Below are 18,635 nucleotides of genomic sequence, written 5' to 3'. Positions count from 1 at the left end.
CGAGCGCCGGTTTATGTGTTGTGTCCGCTCGTGTCTGTGACACCGAGTAGATTTCAGCCACAAGTGACCTGCCTTATTAGATTAGTCTAATACTCTGATTAGAGGGGAACTATTATACCCTTTCCCGACAGCAAGCAACACATGGAAACTAACCAACCCTGTGACGATAAGTCGTGTAGGGTCACCCGCAGGCAGGCACTCAGTGCCGGGGCGGGGGTCCTTGCGTCCGGCCTTGCCGGCTGTCTGACCGGCGGCGGGACGGAAGCGGCAACGAATAGCAGCGACAGCACCAGTGGTGCGGACGGACCGGTCGCGGTTGCGTCGTTTTTCAGTTTCTATGACTTTGCTCGAAAGGTCGCCCGCGGGACGCCGATAACGGTCAAGAACCTCATTCCGACTGGACTGCACGGCCACGGCTGGGAACCGGACGCTGGGATCACGCGAGATATCATCGACGCGGACGCGTTCATTCACGTCGGCCCGGACTTCCAGCCATGGGCTGACCGCGCGATTCAGACCCTCGAAGACGACAACGTCGATACCGAACTCATCAACGTCCGTGAGGGTATCGAACTCGAATCGCTCGCGGCGAGTCTCGACCGCGACGAAGAGGGTGTCGGACAGAACAGAGCCAGCGACCCCCACTTCTGGCTCGACCCGCAACGCGCGAAACAGTCGGTCAACAATATTACCGAGGGGCTGGTCGCGCTCGCACCGGACGCCGAAGATACGCTCCGGGACAACGCCGAGACGTACAACGCGGACGTTCTCGACCGCATCGACGCGGACTACGCCGATATTTTCGACCGGGCCGACAGGAACGTGGTCCAGCTTGCGGCGCACAACGCTTTCCAGTACATCGGCTCGCGTTACGGCGTCGAGATGCGCCCGCTCGTGGTCAACCTCGCTGCCAGCGGTGACGTGAAGCCCTCGGACATCACCGAAGCGAAAGCGGTCATCGAGGACAATGACATCCGGTACATTGGGGCCGGTGTCTTCGAGACGCGCAAGCCTGCAAAGCAGCTCCTCGCCGAGACACCAGTCGAAGCCTACTACCCCGTGACGCCGTATGCTGGCGTCCGTGAGGAGTGGGTCGAAAACGGCTGGGGGTACGAGGAAATCGCCTACCAGATAAATATGCCGACGTTCGAGGTCGTTCTGGGCAACACGGCACCTGCAGACGCGGGCCCCGACGGCTGGAGCGAGACCTGGCGGAACTTCGAATGAAACCGACAATGTGTTCACAACACAGAGACGATGCCGACGAAGCGCCGACCGAATCGAACGAGAGCCAGCCATCTGTCGTCGAACTCGCGGACGTGTCGTTCGGGTACACGTCCACGCCCGTCGTCGAAGACATCAGTGCCAGTATCGACGCCGGGGAGTACGTCGCCGTGGTCGGCCCGAACGGCTCCGGCAAGTCGACGCTCATGCAGTTGCTGCTCGGCCTGCTGGAGCCCGATGCCGGGACTGCAGAGCTGTTCGGCGTCGACGCAACGGCGTTCGACGACGGCGCCAGAGTCGGCTACGTCGCACAGCGTGCCGGGACGAGCCGGGAGATGCCCATAACGGTCCGCGAAGTGGTCAAGATGGGCCGGTTCCCACACGTCGGGTTCGGGCGTCTCTCCGCGGCCGATTGGCGTATCGTCGACAGGGCCATCGATACCGTCGGGATGTCGGGGTTCGCCGACCGGCGAATCACCCAGCTCTCCGGCGGGCAGCGCCAGCGGGCGTTCATCGCCCGGGCGCTCGCAGGTGAGGCTGACCTGCTCGTTCTGGATGAACCGACCGTCGGCGTGGATACCGAATCGGTCGACGCCTTCTACGGACTGCTCGAATCGCTCCACGCCGAGGGCATCACTGTCCTGCTCATCGAACACGATCTTCAGGCCGTCATCGAACACGCGGAGCGCGTTATCTGCCTGAACCGCGAGATATACTTCGACGGGCCATCGGCGGAATTCACCGACAGTGCGGCGCTGGCCAGAGCGTTCGGGACGGGTGCGCAGTCGCTGACCGGAGGTAACCGATGACGCTTGCGTTTGCTGCTGGCGGCGTCTACGAGGCGTTCCTCCCGATTCTCGAAGTGTGGTACTGGCTTCTGGCACTACTCTACCAGCTGACCGGACTGGACCTCATCAATCCAGAGTACACGTTCATGTACCGGGCGATACTGGTTGGGCTGTGTGTCGGCGTCATCGCACCGTTAATCGGGACTTTTCTCGTCCACCGCCAGCTCGCCCTCATCGGGGACGCACTCGCCCACACAGCCTTCGCTGGCGTCGCTGTCGGGCTGTTTCTCAACGCCGTCCTCGAACTGAGTGTTTCGCCGTATCTCACCGCCGTCGTCGTGGCTGTCATCGCGGCGTTGCTTATCGAACTCATCTCCGAGGCGACCGACGCCTACAACGACGTGTCGATGGCGATTGTCCTCTCGACGGGGTTCGCGCTGGGGACGGTCCTCATCAGTCTCAACGCTGGCGGTCTGGCCGTCGGTATCAATCAGTACCTCTTTGGCAACCTCTCGACGGTGTCCGCCGAGAATGCGGTCATCATGCTCGGGCTGTTCAGCGTCATCGTTGGGACGGTCGCGCTCACCCGCAATCAGTTGCTGTACGTCACGTTCGACGAGACCGCCGCCGCCGTCGCCGGGCTCCCGGTCGCCTGGTACAACCGGATTATGGTGATGCTGACGGCGCTCGTCGTCGTCGGCGCGATGCAGATCATGGGCGTCATCCTCGTCGCGGCCATGCTGGTCGTCCCGGTCGCCGGCGCGACACAGGTGTCCCGGAGCTTCTCGGAATCACTGCTGGTCTCGATTGTACTGGCTGAACTGGCCGTCCTGCTCGGTATCGGTATCTCGTACTACGCCGGTGCGACAGCCGGCGGCGTCATCGTTCTCGTCGCAGTGGGAATCTACGTCCTCTCGGTCTTTGCCGGGAAAGTCCGACAGACAGGCGCGCCGGATGAAACGCGAGAACTCGACACTATCAGCCAGGACTGAACGACTTTCTCGACTGAAGTTGATGATTGCAACCGGGAGCCACGGCTGGCGACGAAACGCTGGCCGATGAGCGAGTCACTGGAATGCGTCACAGTCGCTGCGCCCGCTCTGCCAGTGGACGACGTTGTCAGCGGTGTACTCGACAATGACATCGTAACAGTTGTTATCATCAAACGTTGTCTCCTCTGAAATATCGGTCCCGGCGATGGCCGTCGCTATCGTTATCTTGCCCTGTCTGTCCGGCAGCGTATCGTCCAACTCCACGGTTGCACCGTCCTCCGCGGCCCTCACAGTATGTGTCTCCTCGTACATCGTCTCACTGTCGACCGTGACCGTGAATTCGAACGTACGTGTCGCCGAACCGGTGTTCGTTAGCCGTACGCCAGCGAGTCGAGCGCTCGCAGGACTGAGTGCTGCACAGCCCGAGAGTGCAACGAGTGTTCCTGCTGTGAGAACGCTACGTCTGGAGGGCATTACTCGGAACTGTTCAGCCGTTCTGGAAAAGTCTTCTGTCGCTCAAATCAGCCGTTCGTCTCAGGCGCCCACCTGCGCCGCGATGGATGAGACCATCGTTTCCCACAGCGAGACCCCCATCGTCACGCTCAGGGCGAAGTCCGCGGCGAAAAACAGGAACAGCCCTGCGCCGACGAAGTGAGCTTTCCGCAGGTTGAACCGATGGGCGAACCGATGGAAAAACAGCGCATTGGCGAGGCTCACCGGAATGATGGCGAGCATCTCACCGGTCCAGATAGCGCTGGCGTGGGCGCTGTACTGGGCGGCGAGCGTGATTGTAATGAGCTGAGTCTTGTCGCCGAACTCGCCGAAGGCCATCATCGCAAAGATTGGGAGGAAGCCGCCGAGCTTGTTCGGTACTTGCCAGTCGACGACGGGAACGCGAACGTCTAGCTGTCCGCCGTCAGTGGTGAAGCCGGACGCAGGCTCCTGTTGCTCTGCGCCGGCTGCCGGGGCACTGCGGAGCAGTAGTATCGCGAACAGCAGGAACATCCCGGCGGTGAGGCTTTCGAGAACGATTCCCGGCAGTACCGACGTGATCGCGGAGCCGAACCAGATCTCCAGTGCCGTCCAGCCGGCGAAGGCGGTGCCCGCGGCACTGACGACGAGGAACGGGTTGAACCGCGTCGACAGGCCGGCGATGATGAACTGGACCTTCTCGCCGGGGAGGACCGCCAACTGCGCACCGGCCGCTATCGCGACCACTGTCAGCCACGTCGCGTCGCTCACGCCTGGCTCACTCCGTCTTCGCCCTGCGTATCCGGTGCGCGGACCTGAATCGCATCGGCGATGTGGTCCGGGAGCGACACCGACGACCCGCTCTCCAGCTGGACTGTCACCATCCCGATGGGGGCGACCTCCTCGATAGTCAGCACGGTCCCCGGCGTGATGCCGGCGTCGGAGAGATACGTGAGTTCGTCGGGGTCACGGTCCCGGACCCGTGCAACTTCAAGTCGCCCCCCTTCGCCGTGTTCTGACAGCGCCGTCGCGGACTCGTCGTCGATGGGGTCCAGCGAGTCGCTGGGAATCGGGTCCCCGTGGGGGTCGAACTCCGGTTCGTCGAGGACTGCCGCGACCCGTCGCTCGAACTCCTCGCTGATGTGGTGTTCGAGCACCTCCGCTTCCTCGTGGACCTCGGCCCAGTCGTACCCCAGCTGCTCGGTGAGAAACGTCTCAAGCAGGCGGTGGTGGCGGATAATCTCCAGCGCCACCGTCTCGCCTTCCGGCGTTGTCTGCACGCCCTTGTACTTCTCGCGTTCGACCAGCCCGCGGTCAGCCAGCTTCTCGACCATACTGGTGACCGTCGGTGCCGTAACGTCCAGCATCTCGGCGATAGTAGACGGAGCAATCGGCGGGTCGCCGTCCCGCTCAAGGCGATAGATAGCCTTCAGATAATCCTCCATCTTGGCACTCAGCATACACCAAATTAGACGAATCTAACCCAAAAAATTGGCGGTTCCAACAACATTGTGCGCCGTCCACATTTGGCTGCCCGCTGTCACTCGTCGGCAGCGTACGTTTCGCGTCGGTTCCGGGTCAGCAGCCACAGGAACAGATAGCCGATGGCACCCAGAACGAACAGCGTTGCGGGGATGAGAAACGGTCCGAACGTCTGAACAAGCGTCTCAATCCCCGGCAAGCCGACCATACATTGACTAGGGACGTTGCCCTGATAAACCTCAAGGGTACGCCGGAACGGCTAGCGACTCGTTCGTCCGGGACTCTCGCGAGTTATCGCGTGAAACCGGTAAAACGGCCGAGAGCCAGTGTGGCCCGTCAGATGAGGTCCTGGTCTTCGAGCGAAGCCATGACGTCGTCGACGAAGTCGTCGACACTCTCGTACGGGAACTCCCCGTTGAGCTTCGTGTTCAGTTCCATCGCTGTCATCGAGAAATCGCCGGACTCGAACTTCGTCGACGGACCGCCCGGAAGTGCCGGGACGAGGTCCATCGGACTGGATATCGGGTAGTCTGCTTCCTCGAACGCCTCAACGAACTGTGAGCGGAGGTCTTCTCTGTCAACCATGGTCGGACGTTGTGGGAGTATTATGATAAAAGGTTCGACATCGGTACACTTTCCCATTGTTTGGAGTTTATTCGTGGCCTGCGACGTTCTGGACCCTCGTGGTACAGTCCCGATGTCTGAACAACCCACGCCTACAGTCGATGGGATATCCCAAGTACTCACCGGACGCGACTTTCGTCGTCTGTATCGCGCCGAGCAAGCCGTTCGGCGGTCTCACGGTCCGTCTCGACGCGTTGGTCGTGCTCGCTTCGAACCAGCGCGTACAGGGCCAGCGGTGCGGCCACCGCGAGCAACACGACCACGAGGAACAGCCCGGTCATGGCAGGCATCGTTAGCCGAGGAAGATGTCTGCCAGGTCGCTCCCGCCAGACCCGGTGTCACGGTACAGCTCCGAGTAGCCGCAGTTTGTACACGTGACGACCTGAAACTGGTTGGTCTGAATATCGAACATCTTCGAGAGGCCGCCGCCCGTGGTCGAGATGCTACCCACGTCAGTGCCGGTGTGACCACACTTCGGACAGCCGCGGTCATCAGTGGAATGTGTGTCGGAGGGCATTACACGCAACTGTTCTCTCCCCAGCATAACAAATCTGGTGCCACTGTGACACGTCCGTGGCTCCCTGCCGGTCGTCACAACCAGTTACTAGTATCTATCATATTCTATAAGCGCTGAAAACGAGGCGGGCGAACGTAATGGTGCACTATGCCAGTTCCCACCCGCCTCAACGGAGGGAAACGCCCACGTTATTTGTTTGTTATGAATCCCACCAAACTTCTGTGGCCTCAGTCGTCAGCGGGAATCGGCTCGCCGTGGGACACGTCGTCGCCAAGGAGCGTCATGAACTGCGCAAGCCACTCGGGATGGTCGGGCCAGGCCTGCCCGGTGACGAGGTTGCCGTCGGTGACCACTTCGTCGACCCACGAACACCCGGCGGCCTCACACTCGGCGCGACAGGCCGGGTACGACGTCATCTCGTAGCCGTCGAGCACGTCGGCGGCGGCGAGAATCTGCGGACCGTGACACAGCGCTGCGACCGGTTTGTCCTCCTCGAAGAAGTGCTGTACTGCATCCAGCACCTCGTCGTACGTCCGGAGATATTCGGGGGCACGCCCGCCGGGAACGACGAGTGCGTCGTAGTCACTGGGATTTACGTCGGCCATCGTCGCGTTCAGGACGAAGTCGTGGCCGCGGGACTCCATGTAGGTCTGGTCGCCGCGGAAATCGTGTATCGCTGTCTTGACTGTCTCCTCGGCCGCTTTGTCGGGACACACCGCGTCGACCTCGTGGCCAACCATCTGTAGTGCCTGAAACGGCACCATTATTTCGTAGTCTTCGACGAAGTCACCGGCGATCATGAGGATGTCTTTGCCCATTGGAAACACCACTGCAAGGTACGGTCGCCGTCAAAATAAAGTCGCAGGTGAATTACCAACTCTTTGTCACACGTCGAGCGACGTCAGCACTTCTTCGATGTCTCCCAGCGAGTCGATGACGTAGTCGGGCGTTACGGCGCTCCGTTCCAGTGACCGCTCGTTGGACACGCCGGTCCGGACGAGAACGGTCGTCATGCCGTTCCGCTCGCCCATCGCGATGTCTGTCTCCAGTCGGTCGCCGATAATAACACACTCTGTTGGGGCACAGTCCAGCCGTTCCAGCGCCGCCTGAACGGCAATCTCCGATGGCTTGCCGAGTATCCGGTCCGGATCCCGCTCGATGACGCCGGCAACGGCGTTGATTATCGCCCCGGAACCGGGGACCGGGTCGCCGTCCTCGCCGGGGAACGTCCGGTCCGGGTCAGTCCCGAGGAAGACGGTTTCCTCGTCGATGGCCCGGAGCGCGTCAACCATGTCGTGGTAGTGGAAGCCATCCGTCCAGGAGGCCAGCAACACGTCGGTCTCAGCGGGGTCCTCGACCAGCCGTGCCTCTGTCCCCGTGACCATACTGCGGAGCGGGTCACTCCCGATGACGAACACGTCGTCACCCGCATGGGACCCGTTGAGGTACTCGCGGGTGACAACGCCAGAGGAACAGGCCTCACCCTCACGGGCGTCGACACCCAGCCCACGCAATCGCTCGACGTACTCGCTCCCGTCGTGGATGGGGTTGTTCGAAAAAAAGCAGATTCCCAGGCCACGCTCTCTGAACACATCAATTGCCGACGCCGCGCCCGGCAACAGCGTGTCTCCGTGGTACACCGTTCCGTCTAGGTCGATGATAGCCCCCGCAACTGTCATTACCACTACTGGGGACCCGGCAGTAAAAAGTCCGTCTCAGTCGTGTAGTTCGACGCTCGACACCTCAAAACGCGCCCCGCCGCTGTCGCTCTCGGTCAGTGACACTTCCCAGCCGTGGGCCTCAGCGACCTGTTCGACGATAGCCAGGCCGAACCCGGTTCCGTCCTTCGTCGAGGAATAGCCCATCTCGAACACGTCCTCGGCGTCGCCTTCGACACCTTCGCCGTTGTCTGCGATGTAGAAGCCGTCGTTGGACTCCAGTAATCCGATCTCGATTTCGACGTCGCCGTCGTTGTGTTCGATGGCGTTCCGGAACAGGTTCGCCAGCAGGTCCTGCGCACGCCCACTGTCGGCGGCGAGTTTCGTGCTCGACGCGACCGACATGGATGCCTGTTCGGCCTCGATCCAGGTCCACGCGGTCGACGCCAGCGTCGATAGCTCCGTCTCCTGTGGATCACTGACGGTCTGGCCTTGCCGCGCCAGTGTGAGTACGTCCTCGATGATACAGCCCATCCGGTCCAGCGACCGGTCGATCTTGGCGACCAGTTCGGCCTCCTCGCTATCGGCGGGCTCTCCGAGCAAGTCGACCGCGCCCTGAGCGACATTCAGCGGGTTCCGCAGGTCGTGGCTGACGACGCTGGCGAACTCCTCGAGTCGGTCGTTCTGGCGCTCCAGTTCGCGCTGACGCTCGACACGTTCAGTGATATCGCGTGAGACCAGCTGGAAGGTATCTGACTTGCGATGGCTGTCGACAGGGATATACTGGTTGTGGTAATGTCGGCCTCCGACAGCGTCCTCGGAGCGTGTCGCAGTCCCGTTTTCGACCGCGCTTTTCCCGGCTTCGAGACGCTGGTTGGCCGCCTCGCTGTCCATCACCGCACTCAGTTGCTGGCCGACGAGCGTATCGGGGTCAGCACCCAGCCTGCCTGCCATCGAAGGGTTCACTGAGAGGATGGTTCCGTTAGTCGTCAGGTGGACAATACCGTCTGGTGAGTCCGACACAAGCGATTCGAACTTCTTGCGGGTTCGCTCCTGTGAGACGACGTTCTCGATCCGGTTTGCCAGCCGACCGTACTGTTTGTCTTCGACGACTTCGAGTTTCAGGAGGTAGTCGGCGACGCCCGCCGCGATAGCCGCGCTCGCTGTCTCCTCGTCTCCTCGCCCGGTCAGGAGAATGAACGGGATAGACGGGTTTGTCTCTCTGATCGCCTCAAGGAGCTCCAGCCCGTCCATTTCGGGCATTTCGTAGTCACTGACGACGCAGTCGAACCCGCCCCCCTCGAGCCGTTCCAGCGCTTCCGCGGCGCTGTTTGCAGCGACGGACTCAATGTCGTGTTGTTGCGTGAGCGTATCAGCGGTCATCTCTGCGAAAAAATCGCTATCGTCAACAACAAGCGTCCGTATATTAGTTTCAGATGTCATATGGGCGGCAAGGTCCTTATCCCCCCAACGGTCTGTCCGTACTTATATTTCAAGGGAGCTAGGTTGCCCGCTGGTCCCGGCTATGGCGGTACCGGTGGGGCAATTGACACTCGAAGCGCAGGACTGTGATGAACCAGTGGGTCCGAGTTACGGGCCGATATGTCAACTAGTGAGAGTACAGACCCGGTCACAGTGGCGTCAACGCGGTCGAGTCGCCACGGGTCGTGGCCGACGCTGCCGACGAGCCGTGTCCCAAAGCGTCCCGTTGTGAAGTAACGCTGCCGGTCGACGAGGAACGAGGCCAGCGAGTCCGGCGGGATAGCCACTGGGTCACCACCGGCTGTGTACCGGCACTCGAACAGCCGCCTGTTGCCGGCATCAAGGACCCGGCGACGGTCAGCCGTTGAGAGCATCCGCGGGACGGCATCTCCCACTGTGATACGAAACAGTTCGGAGACCGCTGTCGCCGTCCGCCTGTCGTCACCGAACAGCCCGAGCACGCAGACCCCGCGCTGACCGGTTGGGCCGCGGACGTAGGTCCGAACCGTGAGCAACTCAGACGGCCCGGCGACCTCGATACCAAACGTCTCGACGCGGTCGACAGTCGCCACGACGGCCGACACCCAGGCGTCGCCATCGGCCGTCTCGACGGTGAGCCAGTCGGGAACTGCCGCTCGTACCGCTGCCTCGGAGACCGGCCAGTGACAGAAGCACACGTCGTCTAACGTGACCTGCAGCGGACGGAGGGCGACCACACAGTCACTGGGGGCGACACGCTAATCAGTGTACTGGGCGACCCCGTCGAGCCGGTGGAGCCGCCCCGCAGTCACCGGTATCTCGGCGCAGTAGTGAACGAGCGGGTCGCCGTCGGGCCTGTCGAACCCCGACGCGGCGAACAGCCCGTTCGTCCGAATATCTGCCTGCCCGCGCTGAAGCGGCCACGGGTCGTGGTCGATGTCGGCGTAGTACACCGTCCCGTCGTCGCTCGCGGCATAGAAGCGGTACCGCTCCACCAGGAACGACTCCACCGAGCCCGGTTCGGGTGTCGACGGCGGCTCAGTCGGCTCGTAGGTGGCGTGGAAATCCGCCGGTGGGGCCCGCGAACTGGTCCGCCGGCTCCGGAACTCGACGCTGTCGCCGTCGGTCCGGACCTGCATCGACGCCTGGTAGTAGGACAGCTGGAACAGCCGTCGGGCCAGCGTCACGCTGAGGCGGTCGTCGGCGTCGAGATTGTAGAAGTACACCCCCGGTGTCCCGTCGGCGACCACGTAGGTCCGGAGGTTCAGTTCGCCGAAGGACCGCCCGACTGGACTGCCTCGCGGTCTGATGTCCGCCATCTGGAACGGGACTACACTGAGCCATGCCTGCCCGTCGTACGTGTCGACATCGAGCCCGTCCGGCAGCGTCGACTGGACACTGTCTGGCTCGACCGGCCAGTGCATGAACCCCACGTCCCGCCACGTCATCGTCAGCAGGTCCATGTCTGTCTGTAGGGACCAGACAGGTTTCTGCCTGTCGTGGGGAGCGGTGACAGATACCAATAGGTGCGGCCGGTCGCGGCGGCACTAAAATTTTGACAGTGCCGCTCCCAGCATCGCATATGGAGTTCGAGGTGATTCAGGGCGACATCGCTGCACAGTCGGCGGACGCACTGGTCAACGCGGCGAACACGAGCCTGCGGATGGGCTCCGGCGTCGCGGGGGCGCTCAAGCGTGCGGCCGGGTCGGGCCTGAACGACGAGGCCGTCGCGAAAGGCCCGGTCGACCTCGGCGGTGTCGCCACGACCGATGCCTACGACCTCGACGCCGAGTACGTTATCCACGCCGCCGCGATGCCACCGGGTGGTCAGTCAACCGCTGAAAGCATCCGCAACGCAACCCGAAATGTACTGGCTGAAGCAGACGCGCTAAACTGTGAATCAGTCGTTTTCCCGGCCATCGGCTGTGGCATCGCTGGGTTCGATTTCGAGGAAGGTATCGACATCATCTGTGCTGTCATCGAGGAGTATCAGCCCGAATCCTTGACAGACGTGCGACTCATCGCCTACTCCGACGACGACTTCGAAGGGATGCAACGCGTCGCGGCTGGCGTTCGCAACTGACTGTCTGTCACAACAGGTGGACGCGCCCAGCACGCCACTCCCAGGCGACTTCCAGTGCGATCCAGCAGACGAGCCATATCGCGGCGAAGCTAAACACCAGCCACGTCGGCCCGAGATACGACGTGGTATCGGCGACAGACTGTAGCCACGGATAGGCCTGCAGACCGACGATGAGCGTCGCGACGAGCCCCAGTATCCCGGTCATGTAGTGTTCGGCTGCATTGCCTATCGAGCAAACGCAGGCGTCACCGCCCGCCGTCTCCTCGAGTGTCTCGCTGCTCGGCCCCCGAGCGTTGGTCATTGTTACCTTCCCTCAAGCTAGGTTTGATTTTACTGTGTCTTAACAATTTCGCCGGGATAAACCGCTGTCTGTACCCGTTTCAGGACACTCGCTTGGGGCGGCGAAACTCCCACGGGCGGACAGCCGACAGTATTATTCGTGGCCTGACACCCGAACCGCCTCGTAGGGGGCCTCCAGCCACTCCACGTCGCTCTCTGAGAGGTCGATTTCGAGCGCTGCAACCGCTTCTTCGAGGTGTTCGAGGCTACTTGTCCCGATAATCGGTGCGTCGACCCACTCCTTGTCGAGCACCCATGCCAGCGCTATCTGTGCCATCGAGGCATCGTACTCGTCGGCCAACTCTTGTACGCGCTCGTTGACCTCGCGGCCGTTGCCCTCGTAGTAGGGGTGTTCGCGGGCGTATTCGTCCGTCTCGCCCCGAACCGTCTCCTCGACCTGCTCGTGCGGCCGGGTGAGATAGCCCCGGGCCAGCGGACTCCACGGGATGACGCCGACGTTCTCTTTGTCACACAGCGGCAGCATCTCGCGTTCTTCCTCGCGGTACAGCAGATTGTAGTGGTTCTGCATCGTCTCGAACCGCTCCAGCCCCTCGCGCTCGCTCGTCCGGAGCGCATCCGCGAACTGGTGGGTCCACATCGACGACGCGCCGACGTGCCGCGCCTGTCCCCGCCGGACGGCGTCGTCCAGCGCCCGGAGCGTCTGCTCGATGGGTGTGTCGTAATCCCAGCGGTGGGTCTGATAGAGGTCGACGGTGTCCATCCCGAGCCGGGAAAGCGAGTTCGACAGTTCCTGCTCGATGGCCTTCCGCGAGAGCCCGCCGGAGTTAGGATTGTCCTCGTCCATCTGGAAGTACCCCTTCGTCGCCACGACCTGCCCGTCGCGGTCGTAGTCATCGAGAACGGTCCCGAGGACGCGCTCGGACTCGCCCATCGAATACATATTGGCCGTATCGAAGAAGTTGATGCCGAGGTCGATGGCTCGCTCGATGACCTCGCGGCTCTCGTCCTCGTCGAGCACCCAGTCGCGCCACTCTGAGGTGCCGAAACTCATACAGCCCAGGCAGAGCCGGCTGACCTCCATGCCAGTCGACCCGAGTGTCGTGTACTCCATGCTCGGACTCGCGTCCGCGCTGGCGAAAAAAGTTCGCCGTCGGTTACAGTGATTCGGCTGCGACTCGCCCGATGTACACTCTGGCGACGGCGTAGCCGGCAACCGCCAGCAGGACCGCCCCGCCGACGTGGCTGTAGGTCAGTAGGGTTGGACTATCGACCGCAAGCTTCGCCACCGTCGTTGCCGGGTGTTCCGGGAGGAGTACGGCTCCGCCAAAGAGCACGAGGGTAAGCACGGAGAACAGTAACTGCGCCGGGCGACGGTTCTGGAGCGTGATGCCCAGCACGACCCCGAGCGTCACGACAACGACGGTGACTGCCGTGAGGAATAGCAGAATCGCCGCCGGGTTCGAGACGGCGATACCGTTCGTCGACAGCAGCGCAAGCCACATGAGAGCCTGTGCAGGGGCAAGCAACACCATCCCGAGCGCCTTTCCGTCAATGATGTCGAGCAGCGACACCGGGGCCACACGGAGCAGTTCCATCGTCCCACGTTCGAGTTCCTCGGTAACGGTGTCGACGGCCACCGAGCCGCTGATGAACGGCGGGAGGAACAGGAGCAGCGGAATCAGAATGGTGTAGGTGAACCCGAAGTACTGGCTCGCGCTGACGGTGTCCGGGAGCGGCACGGGCGGCTGGTCGAGATACGGCGTCCGCTCCAGTCGCTCCTGACGCTCTAGGGCGCTCAGGACCCGACGCACTTCGACGACAATAAGCGTCGACCGGATGCTCCCTTCGGGGACGGTGGCAGTGACTGCTATCTGCTCCCCCGGCCCGCTCGTTGACGGCACGTACTGGCCGCGCAATATCGCATCTACCCGTCGCTGGTCGAACGCCCGCTGTGCGGCGGCCTCGTTCTCGAAGGCGGTGACGCTGGTCCCGTCCTGTTCAGCGGCCGCGGCCTCCAACTCCTCGCGGGCGTCGCCGGTGACGGCCATCTCCACCTCGCCGGCTGCGACCGAGCTGGGGTCGTACAGCGACGTGAGGCCGACGACGAGGAACGAGGAGAACCCCGCGACGAACAGCTGAATGAGCAACGCCAGCACGATAGTCTTCTCGCGGGAGAGCGACCGGATATCCCGCCGGGCTATGACGACCCGCGGGTCGCGCCAGAGGGGGCGGTCCTCAGACAAGGGTGCTCACCACCGTGAAGTTGTAGGCGAAGTGGACGACGATAGCCACAGTTAGCGCAGCGACGTAGGCCCGTCGCCCGCGGCTCGCGCCAACCGATGAGATGGCTGCTGTCACCGTGTGCAGCGCCAGCGGGAGCAAGAACAGGAGCCCTGCAACCCACAGCGGCAGGCCGGCGGGCAACGTTGCGCCCTGCAGGGCAGCTTCGCCGATAGGCAGGCTCTCAAGGTCTGACAGCCTGGCGATAAGCAGCCCTTTCTCCCCGATAAAGAAGCCGAGTCCGGAGAGCGCACCGATGCCGAGCGCCGACCGGAGCGTCCGCTCGTAGCGGGCGTGCTCGTAGCCGGCGTAGACGTGCAGGCTCTTTGCCAGTTCCTCGATGACGACGATGACGCCGAGCACGAGCACGATGCCGAGCGACTGATTCGTCCCGAAGACGTTCAGCGACACCGAGTCGAGAACGAACAGGAACGCGATGGCCGCCAGTTCGGCGACGATGACCAGCGGCAACAGGACGATACTCATCTTTAACGCGCTCCGGCGGGAGTTGATACCACCAGCCAGCGCATCGAGCACCTTCAGCGGAATCGGCCGCTGAGTGAACATATCTTCTTCTCGGTAGAGACCGGCCCCCAGACCGAACAGCACCAGTCCGGTCAGGAGCGGCGGTGTCGTCGAGAAGACGAACGACGAGAGCCCGACGGACTGGCCAGTCAGGTCGAGCACGACAAGCGTCAGCGGCGAGATGAGCGCAATCGGTGTCACGTCGGTGAAGATGGCCGGAACGAACGCGTAGGAGGTCAGCGTCACCGTAATGGTCACCGTCACGAAGGTGAGTTCCTTGAACGAGCGGGCGAACATCGCCCCGCAGAACGTCGCCGAGAGGAAGAGGACGACGAGCGGGACCACCGCCAGCACCGCGACGTAACTCCCCGCTGGCGCGATGTTCCCGAACCGTAGCGCCGCGGTGATGAGCGCCGCCACGCCGACAGCGCCCGCGAGGTACGGGAGCGTCTTGCCGCCGATGATGTCGCCCCGCGAGGCCGGCGTCACCAGCAGGAGTTCACCGCGGCGGTTCAAGCGTTCCGAGAGCATCGACGAGCCGTAGGCCTGAATAACGAAGTTCATCGGCACGATGTAGAGGAAGGCAAGCACGAGCGACTCGAAGGGGAACGGCGGCGAGATATCGGAGGGAGTGCCACCCTGCACGTCGCCGGTCAGCCGCGCGCCGATAGCGCCGAGGTTTGCGCCGCTGCCACCGGCGGTTCCGCCGTCACCGCTCGCGACCGAGCCGCTGGTGCTCACATTGCTGTCGACGGTCTCTTGGCTGCTACCGCTGCTATCGCTGTCATCGCCCGTTGCCGAGCTATCGCCATTGCTTCCGTCGCTATCATCGCTGCTGCCGTCGCCCGTTCCAGTACTGCCACTGGTGTCCGAATCGCTCCCGCTCGGAGCACTCGTCTCTCCCTCATCGGCGACACTGGTGCCGCCGTCCGAGGAGCCAGACCCGTCACTGCTGTCGCCGCTCCGGGGGTCGAGTTGGCTGCCCCCCGACTGTTGCTCGTAGACAAGCGTCACAGAAACGGGGAACGCGGCGGTCTGGTTGTCGTCCCGAGCGAGCGTCCGGTCGTTGTACTGCGCCGTGCTGTCGCGGAGTTCGGTAAGCGCAGCCCGCTCTTTGGCTGTCTGTGGCACGTTCTGAAGCCGTATCCCCCGATACAGGAGTTCCTGCTGGCGTCGTTCGATGGCTGCTGGGTCCGGCTCACGGATATCGAAGGTCGAATCATCGGCCGCGACGCCGTAGTATGGACTGTCGTCGTCAACGCCGATCCGGTAGATGCCGTCGTCCATCCCCGCACCGGTGCCGCCACTGACGGCTATCGCGGCGACCGCGCCCATCGCAACGAGGGACAGCGCCATCACGACGATGGTCCGCTTGTCGACACCGCCGGCGTTTTTTGTCACCTCCCACTTCGCGACGCGCAGGAGCTTGTCGAGTTGCATCTACTCCGCGTCCTCCTCGACGTACCGCGTGCCGCGAGTGCCGGCCTCAGCGACGTTGAGGAACACCTCCTCCAGACTGGATTCCTCCGTTCGTATGTCGACCACGTCACCGCCGTTTGACTCCGCCTGTTCTCGCGTCGCTTCGACGGCGTCCATGCTCTCGACGACCCGCTTGTACGACCCGTTCTCCTGTACTGCGTCGGGCACGTCGACTGTCGTGTAGACGTGATACCGCGTGTGGCCGTACTCGGCCTGGAGTTCTTCGAGGTCGCCGCGGGCGACGATTTCGCCCTCGTTCATGATGACGACCCGGTCACAAATAGATTCGACGTGAAAGAGGTTGTGCGCCGAGAAGACGATGGTCTTGCCTTCCTTTGCCAACTGCTCCGTGAACTCGATAACGTAGTTCGTCGTCAACGGGTCCAGCCCCGACGCCGGCTCGTCGTAAATAAGCACGTCAGGGTCATTGATAAGGGAGCGAGCGATGGCGACCTTCCGTTTCATCCCCTTGGACATATCGCCGAGCTTTCGGTCGCGGTGTTCGAGTTCGAGTTCGTCCAGCGTGTCGTGCATCCGTTCCTCGGCCACGTCCGGGTCCACGTCGTAGAGGTCGGCGAAGAATTTCAGGTAGGAGATCGGCGTCATCTCCTCGTACAGCGGCGATTCCTCGGGCAGAAAGCCCAGCTGCTGGCGCATCTCCGCGGTTTCGGTATCGAGTCCCGCTATCTCGGCGGAGCCGCTCGTCGGCTCCAGCAGGCCCGCAAGCATCTTTAGCGTCGTTGTCTTGCCGGCCCCGTTTGGCCCGATGATACCGAACACTTCGCCGCGGTCGACTGAAAACGAACTGCCCTGTACAGCGACGAAACCGCCGTACTCCTTCCGAATATCACGGGCGTCAATCATCTGCCGATTGATTACGAGTGAACTAACCTATACCTTGGCTCCGGCCTATTGCTTCTGATAATGGCACTCGAACTGGGAACGAGCAGCGTTTCGCTTGAAAAAACACCGGACGGACGGCGCCTGGTCGTCCGGCACGACGCCGACACGTCGGTCGACACCGTGTGGAATATCCTGACCGACACCGACTGCTGGGCAGACTGGGGGCCGTCTGTCACAGCCGTCGAAACAGCGACCCGGTATATCGACGATGGGACGACCGGCCGCGTTCGCGTTGCTGGTGCGGTGTGGCTCCCGTTTGAAGTGACGGCATGTACGCCGTACCGCTGGACGTGGACCGTCGCACGGCTTCCGGCGACTGGACACTTCGTCGAAGAACGGGCCGGTGGCTCCGTCGTCGGGTTCGAAATTCCCCCGCTGGCAACTGGCTACGCCCCGGTGTGTGCCCGAGCGTGCCAGCGGATCGCCACTCTGGCACAACAACGCGACGCGTAAGCAGCGACCGCGCCGAGCATCAGGGCTGAATCGGTGTCTTCGAGCGCGTGTCGGTGTCTTCGTCGGAGCGAGGTGTTTTCGTGACGTTCGTGATTTCAAAGCGTGTCCCGCCCTCGTCGCTTTCAGTTATGTCGATTTCCCAGCCGTGGGCTTCGACAATGCGCTGGACGATTGCCAGTCCGAGCCCGCCTTCGCCGTCAGTGGTGGTGTAGCCGTCGTCAAGCACTGCATCACGCTTGGCGGGCGGGATTCCGGAGCCGTTATCGGCGACGTAAAACCCACCAGCCATCTCGCCGACACGGACCGTCAGGTCAACACTGCCACGTTCGAGAGTGTCCGCTGACGGTGACTGCCTGCCCGTGGACCCGTGCTCGACACTGTCGTCGGACTCCGTCTGACTGCCTGTGGAACCATGTTCCACGGCGTTCCGAAACAGGTTCTCGAACAGGTGACGGAGCCGATCCGGGTCAGCGTCGATGACGGCTGTTACCTCGTTTTCTAGCGTCCCATCCATCGTCGGCACGGCCTCCCAGCAGCCGTCGACCAGTTCTGCGAGAGCAACGGTCTCCGTATCGCTGATGACGTGCCCGCTCCGGGCCAGCGTTAGCGTCCGGTCAATGAGCGTTTCCATCCGGTCCATCGCTGTTGCAGCCGCCTGCAGGTGCTCCGAGTCGCGGTCCATTCGTTCGAGTTCGACCTGCCCAGACGCGACGTTGAGCGGGTTCCGGAGGTCGTGTGCCACAACGGCGGCGAATTCGTCGAGCCGTTCGTTGCGCTGCTCGATGGCCTCCCGTTGGAGTCGCTGCCGCTCGGCCTCGACAGCCCGGGATATCGCACGTGCCTCGAAGATACCCATCACAAGGCCGCCAGCGCCGCCGACGACAGCCGCGAACAGTGCCCAGCCGATGTCTTCACCCAGCGACCCCGTCGGCCAGGTGAAAATCATCACCACATTCAACAACAAAAAAGCGACCAGTCCGCCAGCGAACCAGACCCCGATACGCCGATACTGGTCCGTGTCAATCTTCGAGTTGTCGAGCCAGAACCCGCCGACGATGATCGCTGCTGCAAACGGCACAACTGCCAGCATACTGACCACGAAATCTGCCGTCAAAAGGGCCGGCAGTCCAGCGTCAGAAAAATAAAAATAGTTACCCACACCTCCGAGGAGGAGGAAAAACCCGACTCCCTGAATAAGCGCTGGCAGGCGGTCTGAGAGGCGATCTGGGTGTGTCACTTCCGCATTTGTTTGTGAGACGTGCATTTACTGCCGCGTTGAATAGCGATCTAATCGGCGGTTATCACGGGTTAGAAGGACGAAGCCGAGGAAATCAATTCTGGCTATGGAAGTCGATCTCCTCGACTTCGTTGAGCAGTGTCGGCAGCTAGTCAAAC

23 protein-coding genes are annotated in these 18,635 nt (G+C 62.4%); 5 read left to right on the top strand and 18 right to left on the bottom strand.

Going from position 1 to position 18,635, the window contains the following annotated elements; all coding sequences use genetic code 11:
- Nucleotides 1-141 precede the first annotated feature (141 nt).
- From G9463_RS08740 to G9463_RS08730, 3 genes are read left to right on the top strand one after another with little or no spacing between them, the layout of a single operon-like run.
- Entirely contained in the window at nucleotides 142-1,227 is a 1,086-nt protein-coding gene (locus G9463_RS08740; protein WP_165896485.1) for a metal ABC transporter substrate-binding protein, read from the top strand.
- 8 nt (nucleotides 1,228-1,235) lie between these two features.
- Nucleotides 1,236-2,033, top strand: coding sequence for a metal ABC transporter ATP-binding protein (locus tag G9463_RS08735; RefSeq protein ID WP_165896484.1), 798 nt, complete (start codon nucleotides 1,236-1,238; stop codon nucleotides 2,031-2,033).
- Nucleotides 2,030-3,004: a metal ABC transporter permease gene (locus G9463_RS08730; protein ID WP_011223056.1), complete on the top strand. Its 975-nt coding sequence runs from the start codon at nucleotides 2,030-2,032 to the stop codon at nucleotides 3,002-3,004. Before G9463_RS08735 ends, G9463_RS08730 begins: the two co-directional genes overlap by 4 nt.
- 75 nt (nucleotides 3,005-3,079) lie before the next feature.
- Here the strand turns inward: G9463_RS08730 and G9463_RS08725 are convergent, their stop codons facing one another.
- From G9463_RS08725 to G9463_RS08670, 12 genes are all read right to left on the bottom strand, one after another.
- A complete protein-coding gene (locus G9463_RS08725; protein WP_011223055.1) occupies nucleotides 3,080-3,478 on the bottom strand; it encodes a hypothetical protein in 399 nt (132 codons plus the stop codon).
- A gap of 60 nt (nucleotides 3,479-3,538) precedes the next feature.
- Nucleotides 3,539-4,246, bottom strand: coding sequence for a TMEM165/GDT1 family protein (locus tag G9463_RS08720; protein WP_127013378.1), 708 nt, complete (start codon nucleotides 4,244-4,246; stop codon nucleotides 3,539-3,541).
- Nucleotides 4,243-4,935: a metal-dependent transcriptional regulator gene (locus G9463_RS08715; RefSeq protein WP_004962401.1), complete on the bottom strand. Its 693-nt coding sequence runs from the start codon at nucleotides 4,933-4,935 to the stop codon at nucleotides 4,243-4,245. The genes G9463_RS08720 and G9463_RS08715 overlap by 4 nt, the downstream gene beginning before the upstream one ends.
- 80 nt (nucleotides 4,936-5,015) lie before the next feature.
- Nucleotides 5,016-5,165 carry a hypothetical protein gene (locus tag G9463_RS08710; RefSeq protein WP_004962400.1) on the bottom strand — a complete coding sequence of 50 codons (150 nt, stop codon included), beginning with the start codon at nucleotides 5,163-5,165 and terminating at the stop codon, nucleotides 5,016-5,018.
- A 128-nt stretch (nucleotides 5,166-5,293) separates the two neighbouring features.
- Nucleotides 5,294-5,542, bottom strand: coding sequence for an MTH865 family protein (locus G9463_RS08705; protein ID WP_004962398.1), 249 nt, complete (start codon nucleotides 5,540-5,542; stop codon nucleotides 5,294-5,296).
- A gap of 158 nt (nucleotides 5,543-5,700) precedes the next feature.
- Entirely contained in the window at nucleotides 5,701-5,862 is a 162-nt protein-coding gene (locus G9463_RS08700; RefSeq protein WP_004962397.1) for a hypothetical protein, read from the bottom strand.
- 11 nt (nucleotides 5,863-5,873) lie between these two features.
- Complete coding sequence (locus tag G9463_RS08695) at nucleotides 5,874-6,098, bottom strand: zinc ribbon domain-containing protein (protein WP_004962392.1); 225 nt, start codon at nucleotides 6,096-6,098, stop codon at nucleotides 5,874-5,876.
- Nucleotides 6,099-6,325: 227 nt separating this feature from the next.
- Nucleotides 6,326-6,916 carry a DJ-1/PfpI family protein gene (locus G9463_RS08690; RefSeq protein WP_004962389.1) on the bottom strand — a complete coding sequence of 197 codons (591 nt, stop codon included), beginning with the start codon at nucleotides 6,914-6,916 and terminating at the stop codon, nucleotides 6,326-6,328.
- Between the two features lie 66 nt (nucleotides 6,917-6,982).
- Complete coding sequence (locus G9463_RS08685; protein WP_004962387.1) at nucleotides 6,983-7,777, bottom strand: HAD-IIA family hydrolase; 795 nt, start codon at nucleotides 7,775-7,777, stop codon at nucleotides 6,983-6,985.
- Nucleotides 7,778-7,813: 36 nt separating this feature from the next.
- On the bottom strand, nucleotides 7,814-9,199 hold the full coding sequence (locus G9463_RS08680; RefSeq protein ID WP_004962385.1) for a response regulator: 1,386 nt from the start codon (nucleotides 9,197-9,199) through the stop codon (nucleotides 7,814-7,816).
- A gap of 80 nt (nucleotides 9,200-9,279) precedes the next feature.
- On the bottom strand, nucleotides 9,280-9,954 hold the full coding sequence (locus G9463_RS08675; RefSeq protein WP_004962383.1) for a DUF2071 domain-containing protein: 675 nt from the start codon (nucleotides 9,952-9,954) through the stop codon (nucleotides 9,280-9,282).
- 21 nt (nucleotides 9,955-9,975) lie between these two features.
- Nucleotides 9,976-10,680: a YqjF family protein gene (locus tag G9463_RS08670; protein ID WP_165896483.1), complete on the bottom strand. Its 705-nt coding sequence runs from the start codon at nucleotides 10,678-10,680 to the stop codon at nucleotides 9,976-9,978.
- Nucleotides 10,681-10,799: 119 nt separating this feature from the next.
- On the opposite strand from G9463_RS08670, the gene G9463_RS08665 reads away from it, so the two are divergent.
- Nucleotides 10,800-11,300 carry a macro domain-containing protein gene (locus G9463_RS08665; protein ID WP_165896482.1) on the top strand — a complete coding sequence of 167 codons (501 nt, stop codon included), beginning with the start codon at nucleotides 10,800-10,802 and terminating at the stop codon, nucleotides 11,298-11,300.
- Nucleotides 11,301-11,307: 7 nt separating this feature from the next.
- Here G9463_RS08665 and G9463_RS08660 read toward each other — a convergent pair whose 3' ends face one another.
- The 5 genes from G9463_RS08660 to G9463_RS08640 all read right to left on the bottom strand — a co-directional run bounded on the left by G9463_RS08660 (nucleotide 11,308) and on the right by G9463_RS08640 (nucleotide 16,748).
- Nucleotides 11,308-11,601, bottom strand: a complete 294-nt coding sequence (locus G9463_RS08660; RefSeq protein ID WP_011223047.1) for a hypothetical protein — start codon at nucleotides 11,599-11,601, stop codon at nucleotides 11,308-11,310.
- A gap of 132 nt (nucleotides 11,602-11,733) precedes the next feature.
- Nucleotides 11,734-12,711: an aldo/keto reductase gene (locus tag G9463_RS08655; protein WP_165896481.1), complete on the bottom strand. Its 978-nt coding sequence runs from the start codon at nucleotides 12,709-12,711 to the stop codon at nucleotides 11,734-11,736.
- A 43-nt stretch (nucleotides 12,712-12,754) separates the two neighbouring features.
- A complete protein-coding gene (locus tag G9463_RS08650; RefSeq protein WP_165896480.1) occupies nucleotides 12,755-13,843 on the bottom strand; it encodes an ABC transporter permease in 1,089 nt (362 codons plus the stop codon).
- Nucleotides 13,836-15,845, bottom strand: a complete 2,010-nt coding sequence (locus G9463_RS08645) for an ABC transporter permease (RefSeq protein WP_165896479.1) — start codon at nucleotides 15,843-15,845, stop codon at nucleotides 13,836-13,838. The genes G9463_RS08650 and G9463_RS08645 overlap by 8 nt, the downstream gene beginning before the upstream one ends.
- A complete protein-coding gene (locus tag G9463_RS08640) occupies nucleotides 15,846-16,748 on the bottom strand; it encodes an ABC transporter ATP-binding protein (protein ID WP_004962357.1) in 903 nt (300 codons plus the stop codon).
- A 60-nt stretch (nucleotides 16,749-16,808) separates the two neighbouring features.
- Here G9463_RS08640 and G9463_RS08635 point away from each other — a divergent pair, with 60 nt between their 5' ends.
- Nucleotides 16,809-17,240 carry an SRPBCC family protein gene (locus G9463_RS08635; RefSeq protein ID WP_165896478.1) on the top strand — a complete coding sequence of 144 codons (432 nt, stop codon included), beginning with the start codon at nucleotides 16,809-16,811 and terminating at the stop codon, nucleotides 17,238-17,240.
- 19 nt (nucleotides 17,241-17,259) lie between these two features.
- Here G9463_RS08635 and G9463_RS08630 read toward each other — a convergent pair whose 3' ends face one another.
- Nucleotides 17,260-18,330 (bottom strand): HAMP domain-containing sensor histidine kinase, encoded by a 1,071-nt coding sequence (locus G9463_RS08630; RefSeq protein ID WP_165896477.1) that lies wholly within the window; start codon nucleotides 18,328-18,330, stop codon nucleotides 17,260-17,262.
- Between the last annotated feature and the right edge of the window lie 305 nt (nucleotides 18,331-18,635).

The organism is Haloarcula sp. JP-Z28 (assembly GCF_011440255.1).
Classification (GTDB): Archaea; Halobacteriota; Halobacteria; order Halobacteriales; family Haloarculaceae; genus Haloarcula; species Haloarcula marismortui.
The sequence above is the reverse complement of the archived record's forward strand: the minus strand, read 5'-3'. Positions and strand labels throughout refer to the sequence as shown.

Excerpts from the sequence above, each read along its gene's own strand:
- G9463_RS08740 (WP_165896485.1), top strand. The coding sequence starts at position 142 with ATGGAAACTAACCAACCCTGTGACGATAAGTCGTGTAGGGTCACCCGC.
- G9463_RS08735 (WP_165896484.1), top strand. The coding sequence starts at position 1,236 with ATGTGTTCACAACACAGAGACGATGCCGACGAAGCGCCGACCGAATCG.
- G9463_RS08730 (WP_011223056.1), top strand. The coding sequence starts at position 2,030 with ATGACGCTTGCGTTTGCTGCTGGCGGCGTCTACGAGGCGTTCCTCCCG.
- G9463_RS08725 (WP_011223055.1), bottom strand. The coding sequence starts at position 3,478 with ATGCCCTCCAGACGTAGCGTTCTCACAGCAGGAACACTCGTTGCACTC.
- G9463_RS08715 (WP_004962401.1), bottom strand. The coding sequence starts at position 4,935 with ATGCTGAGTGCCAAGATGGAGGATTATCTGAAGGCTATCTATCGCCTT.
- G9463_RS08710 (WP_004962400.1), bottom strand. The coding sequence starts at position 5,165 with ATGGTCGGCTTGCCGGGGATTGAGACGCTTGTTCAGACGTTCGGACCG.
- G9463_RS08705 (WP_004962398.1), bottom strand. The coding sequence starts at position 5,542 with ATGGTTGACAGAGAAGACCTCCGCTCACAGTTCGTTGAGGCGTTCGAG.
- G9463_RS08700 (WP_004962397.1), bottom strand. The coding sequence starts at position 5,862 with ATGACCGGGCTGTTCCTCGTGGTCGTGTTGCTCGCGGTGGCCGCACCG.
- G9463_RS08695 (WP_004962392.1), bottom strand. The coding sequence starts at position 6,098 with ATGCCCTCCGACACACATTCCACTGATGACCGCGGCTGTCCGAAGTGT.
- G9463_RS08690 (WP_004962389.1), bottom strand. The coding sequence starts at position 6,916 with ATGGGCAAAGACATCCTCATGATCGCCGGTGACTTCGTCGAAGACTAC.
- G9463_RS08685 (WP_004962387.1), bottom strand. The coding sequence starts at position 7,777 with ATGACAGTTGCGGGGGCTATCATCGACCTAGACGGAACGGTGTACCAC.
- G9463_RS08680 (WP_004962385.1), bottom strand. The coding sequence starts at position 9,199 with ATGACATCTGAAACTAATATACGGACGCTTGTTGTTGACGATAGCGAT.
- G9463_RS08670 (WP_165896483.1), bottom strand. The coding sequence starts at position 10,680 with ATGGACCTGCTGACGATGACGTGGCGGGACGTGGGGTTCATGCACTGG.
- G9463_RS08665 (WP_165896482.1), top strand. The coding sequence starts at position 10,800 with ATGGAGTTCGAGGTGATTCAGGGCGACATCGCTGCACAGTCGGCGGAC.
- G9463_RS08660 (WP_011223047.1), bottom strand. The coding sequence starts at position 11,601 with ATGACCAACGCTCGGGGGCCGAGCAGCGAGACACTCGAGGAGACGGCG.
- G9463_RS08655 (WP_165896481.1), bottom strand. The coding sequence starts at position 12,711 with ATGGAGTACACGACACTCGGGTCGACTGGCATGGAGGTCAGCCGGCTC.
- G9463_RS08645 (WP_165896479.1), bottom strand. The coding sequence starts at position 15,845 with ATGCAACTCGACAAGCTCCTGCGCGTCGCGAAGTGGGAGGTGACAAAA.
- G9463_RS08640 (WP_004962357.1), bottom strand. The coding sequence starts at position 16,748 with ATGATTGACGCCCGTGATATTCGGAAGGAGTACGGCGGTTTCGTCGCT.
- G9463_RS08635 (WP_165896478.1), top strand. The coding sequence starts at position 16,809 with ATGGCACTCGAACTGGGAACGAGCAGCGTTTCGCTTGAAAAAACACCG.
- G9463_RS08630 (WP_165896477.1), bottom strand. The coding sequence starts at position 18,330 with ATGCTGGCAGTTGTGCCGTTTGCAGCAGCGATCATCGTCGGCGGGTTC.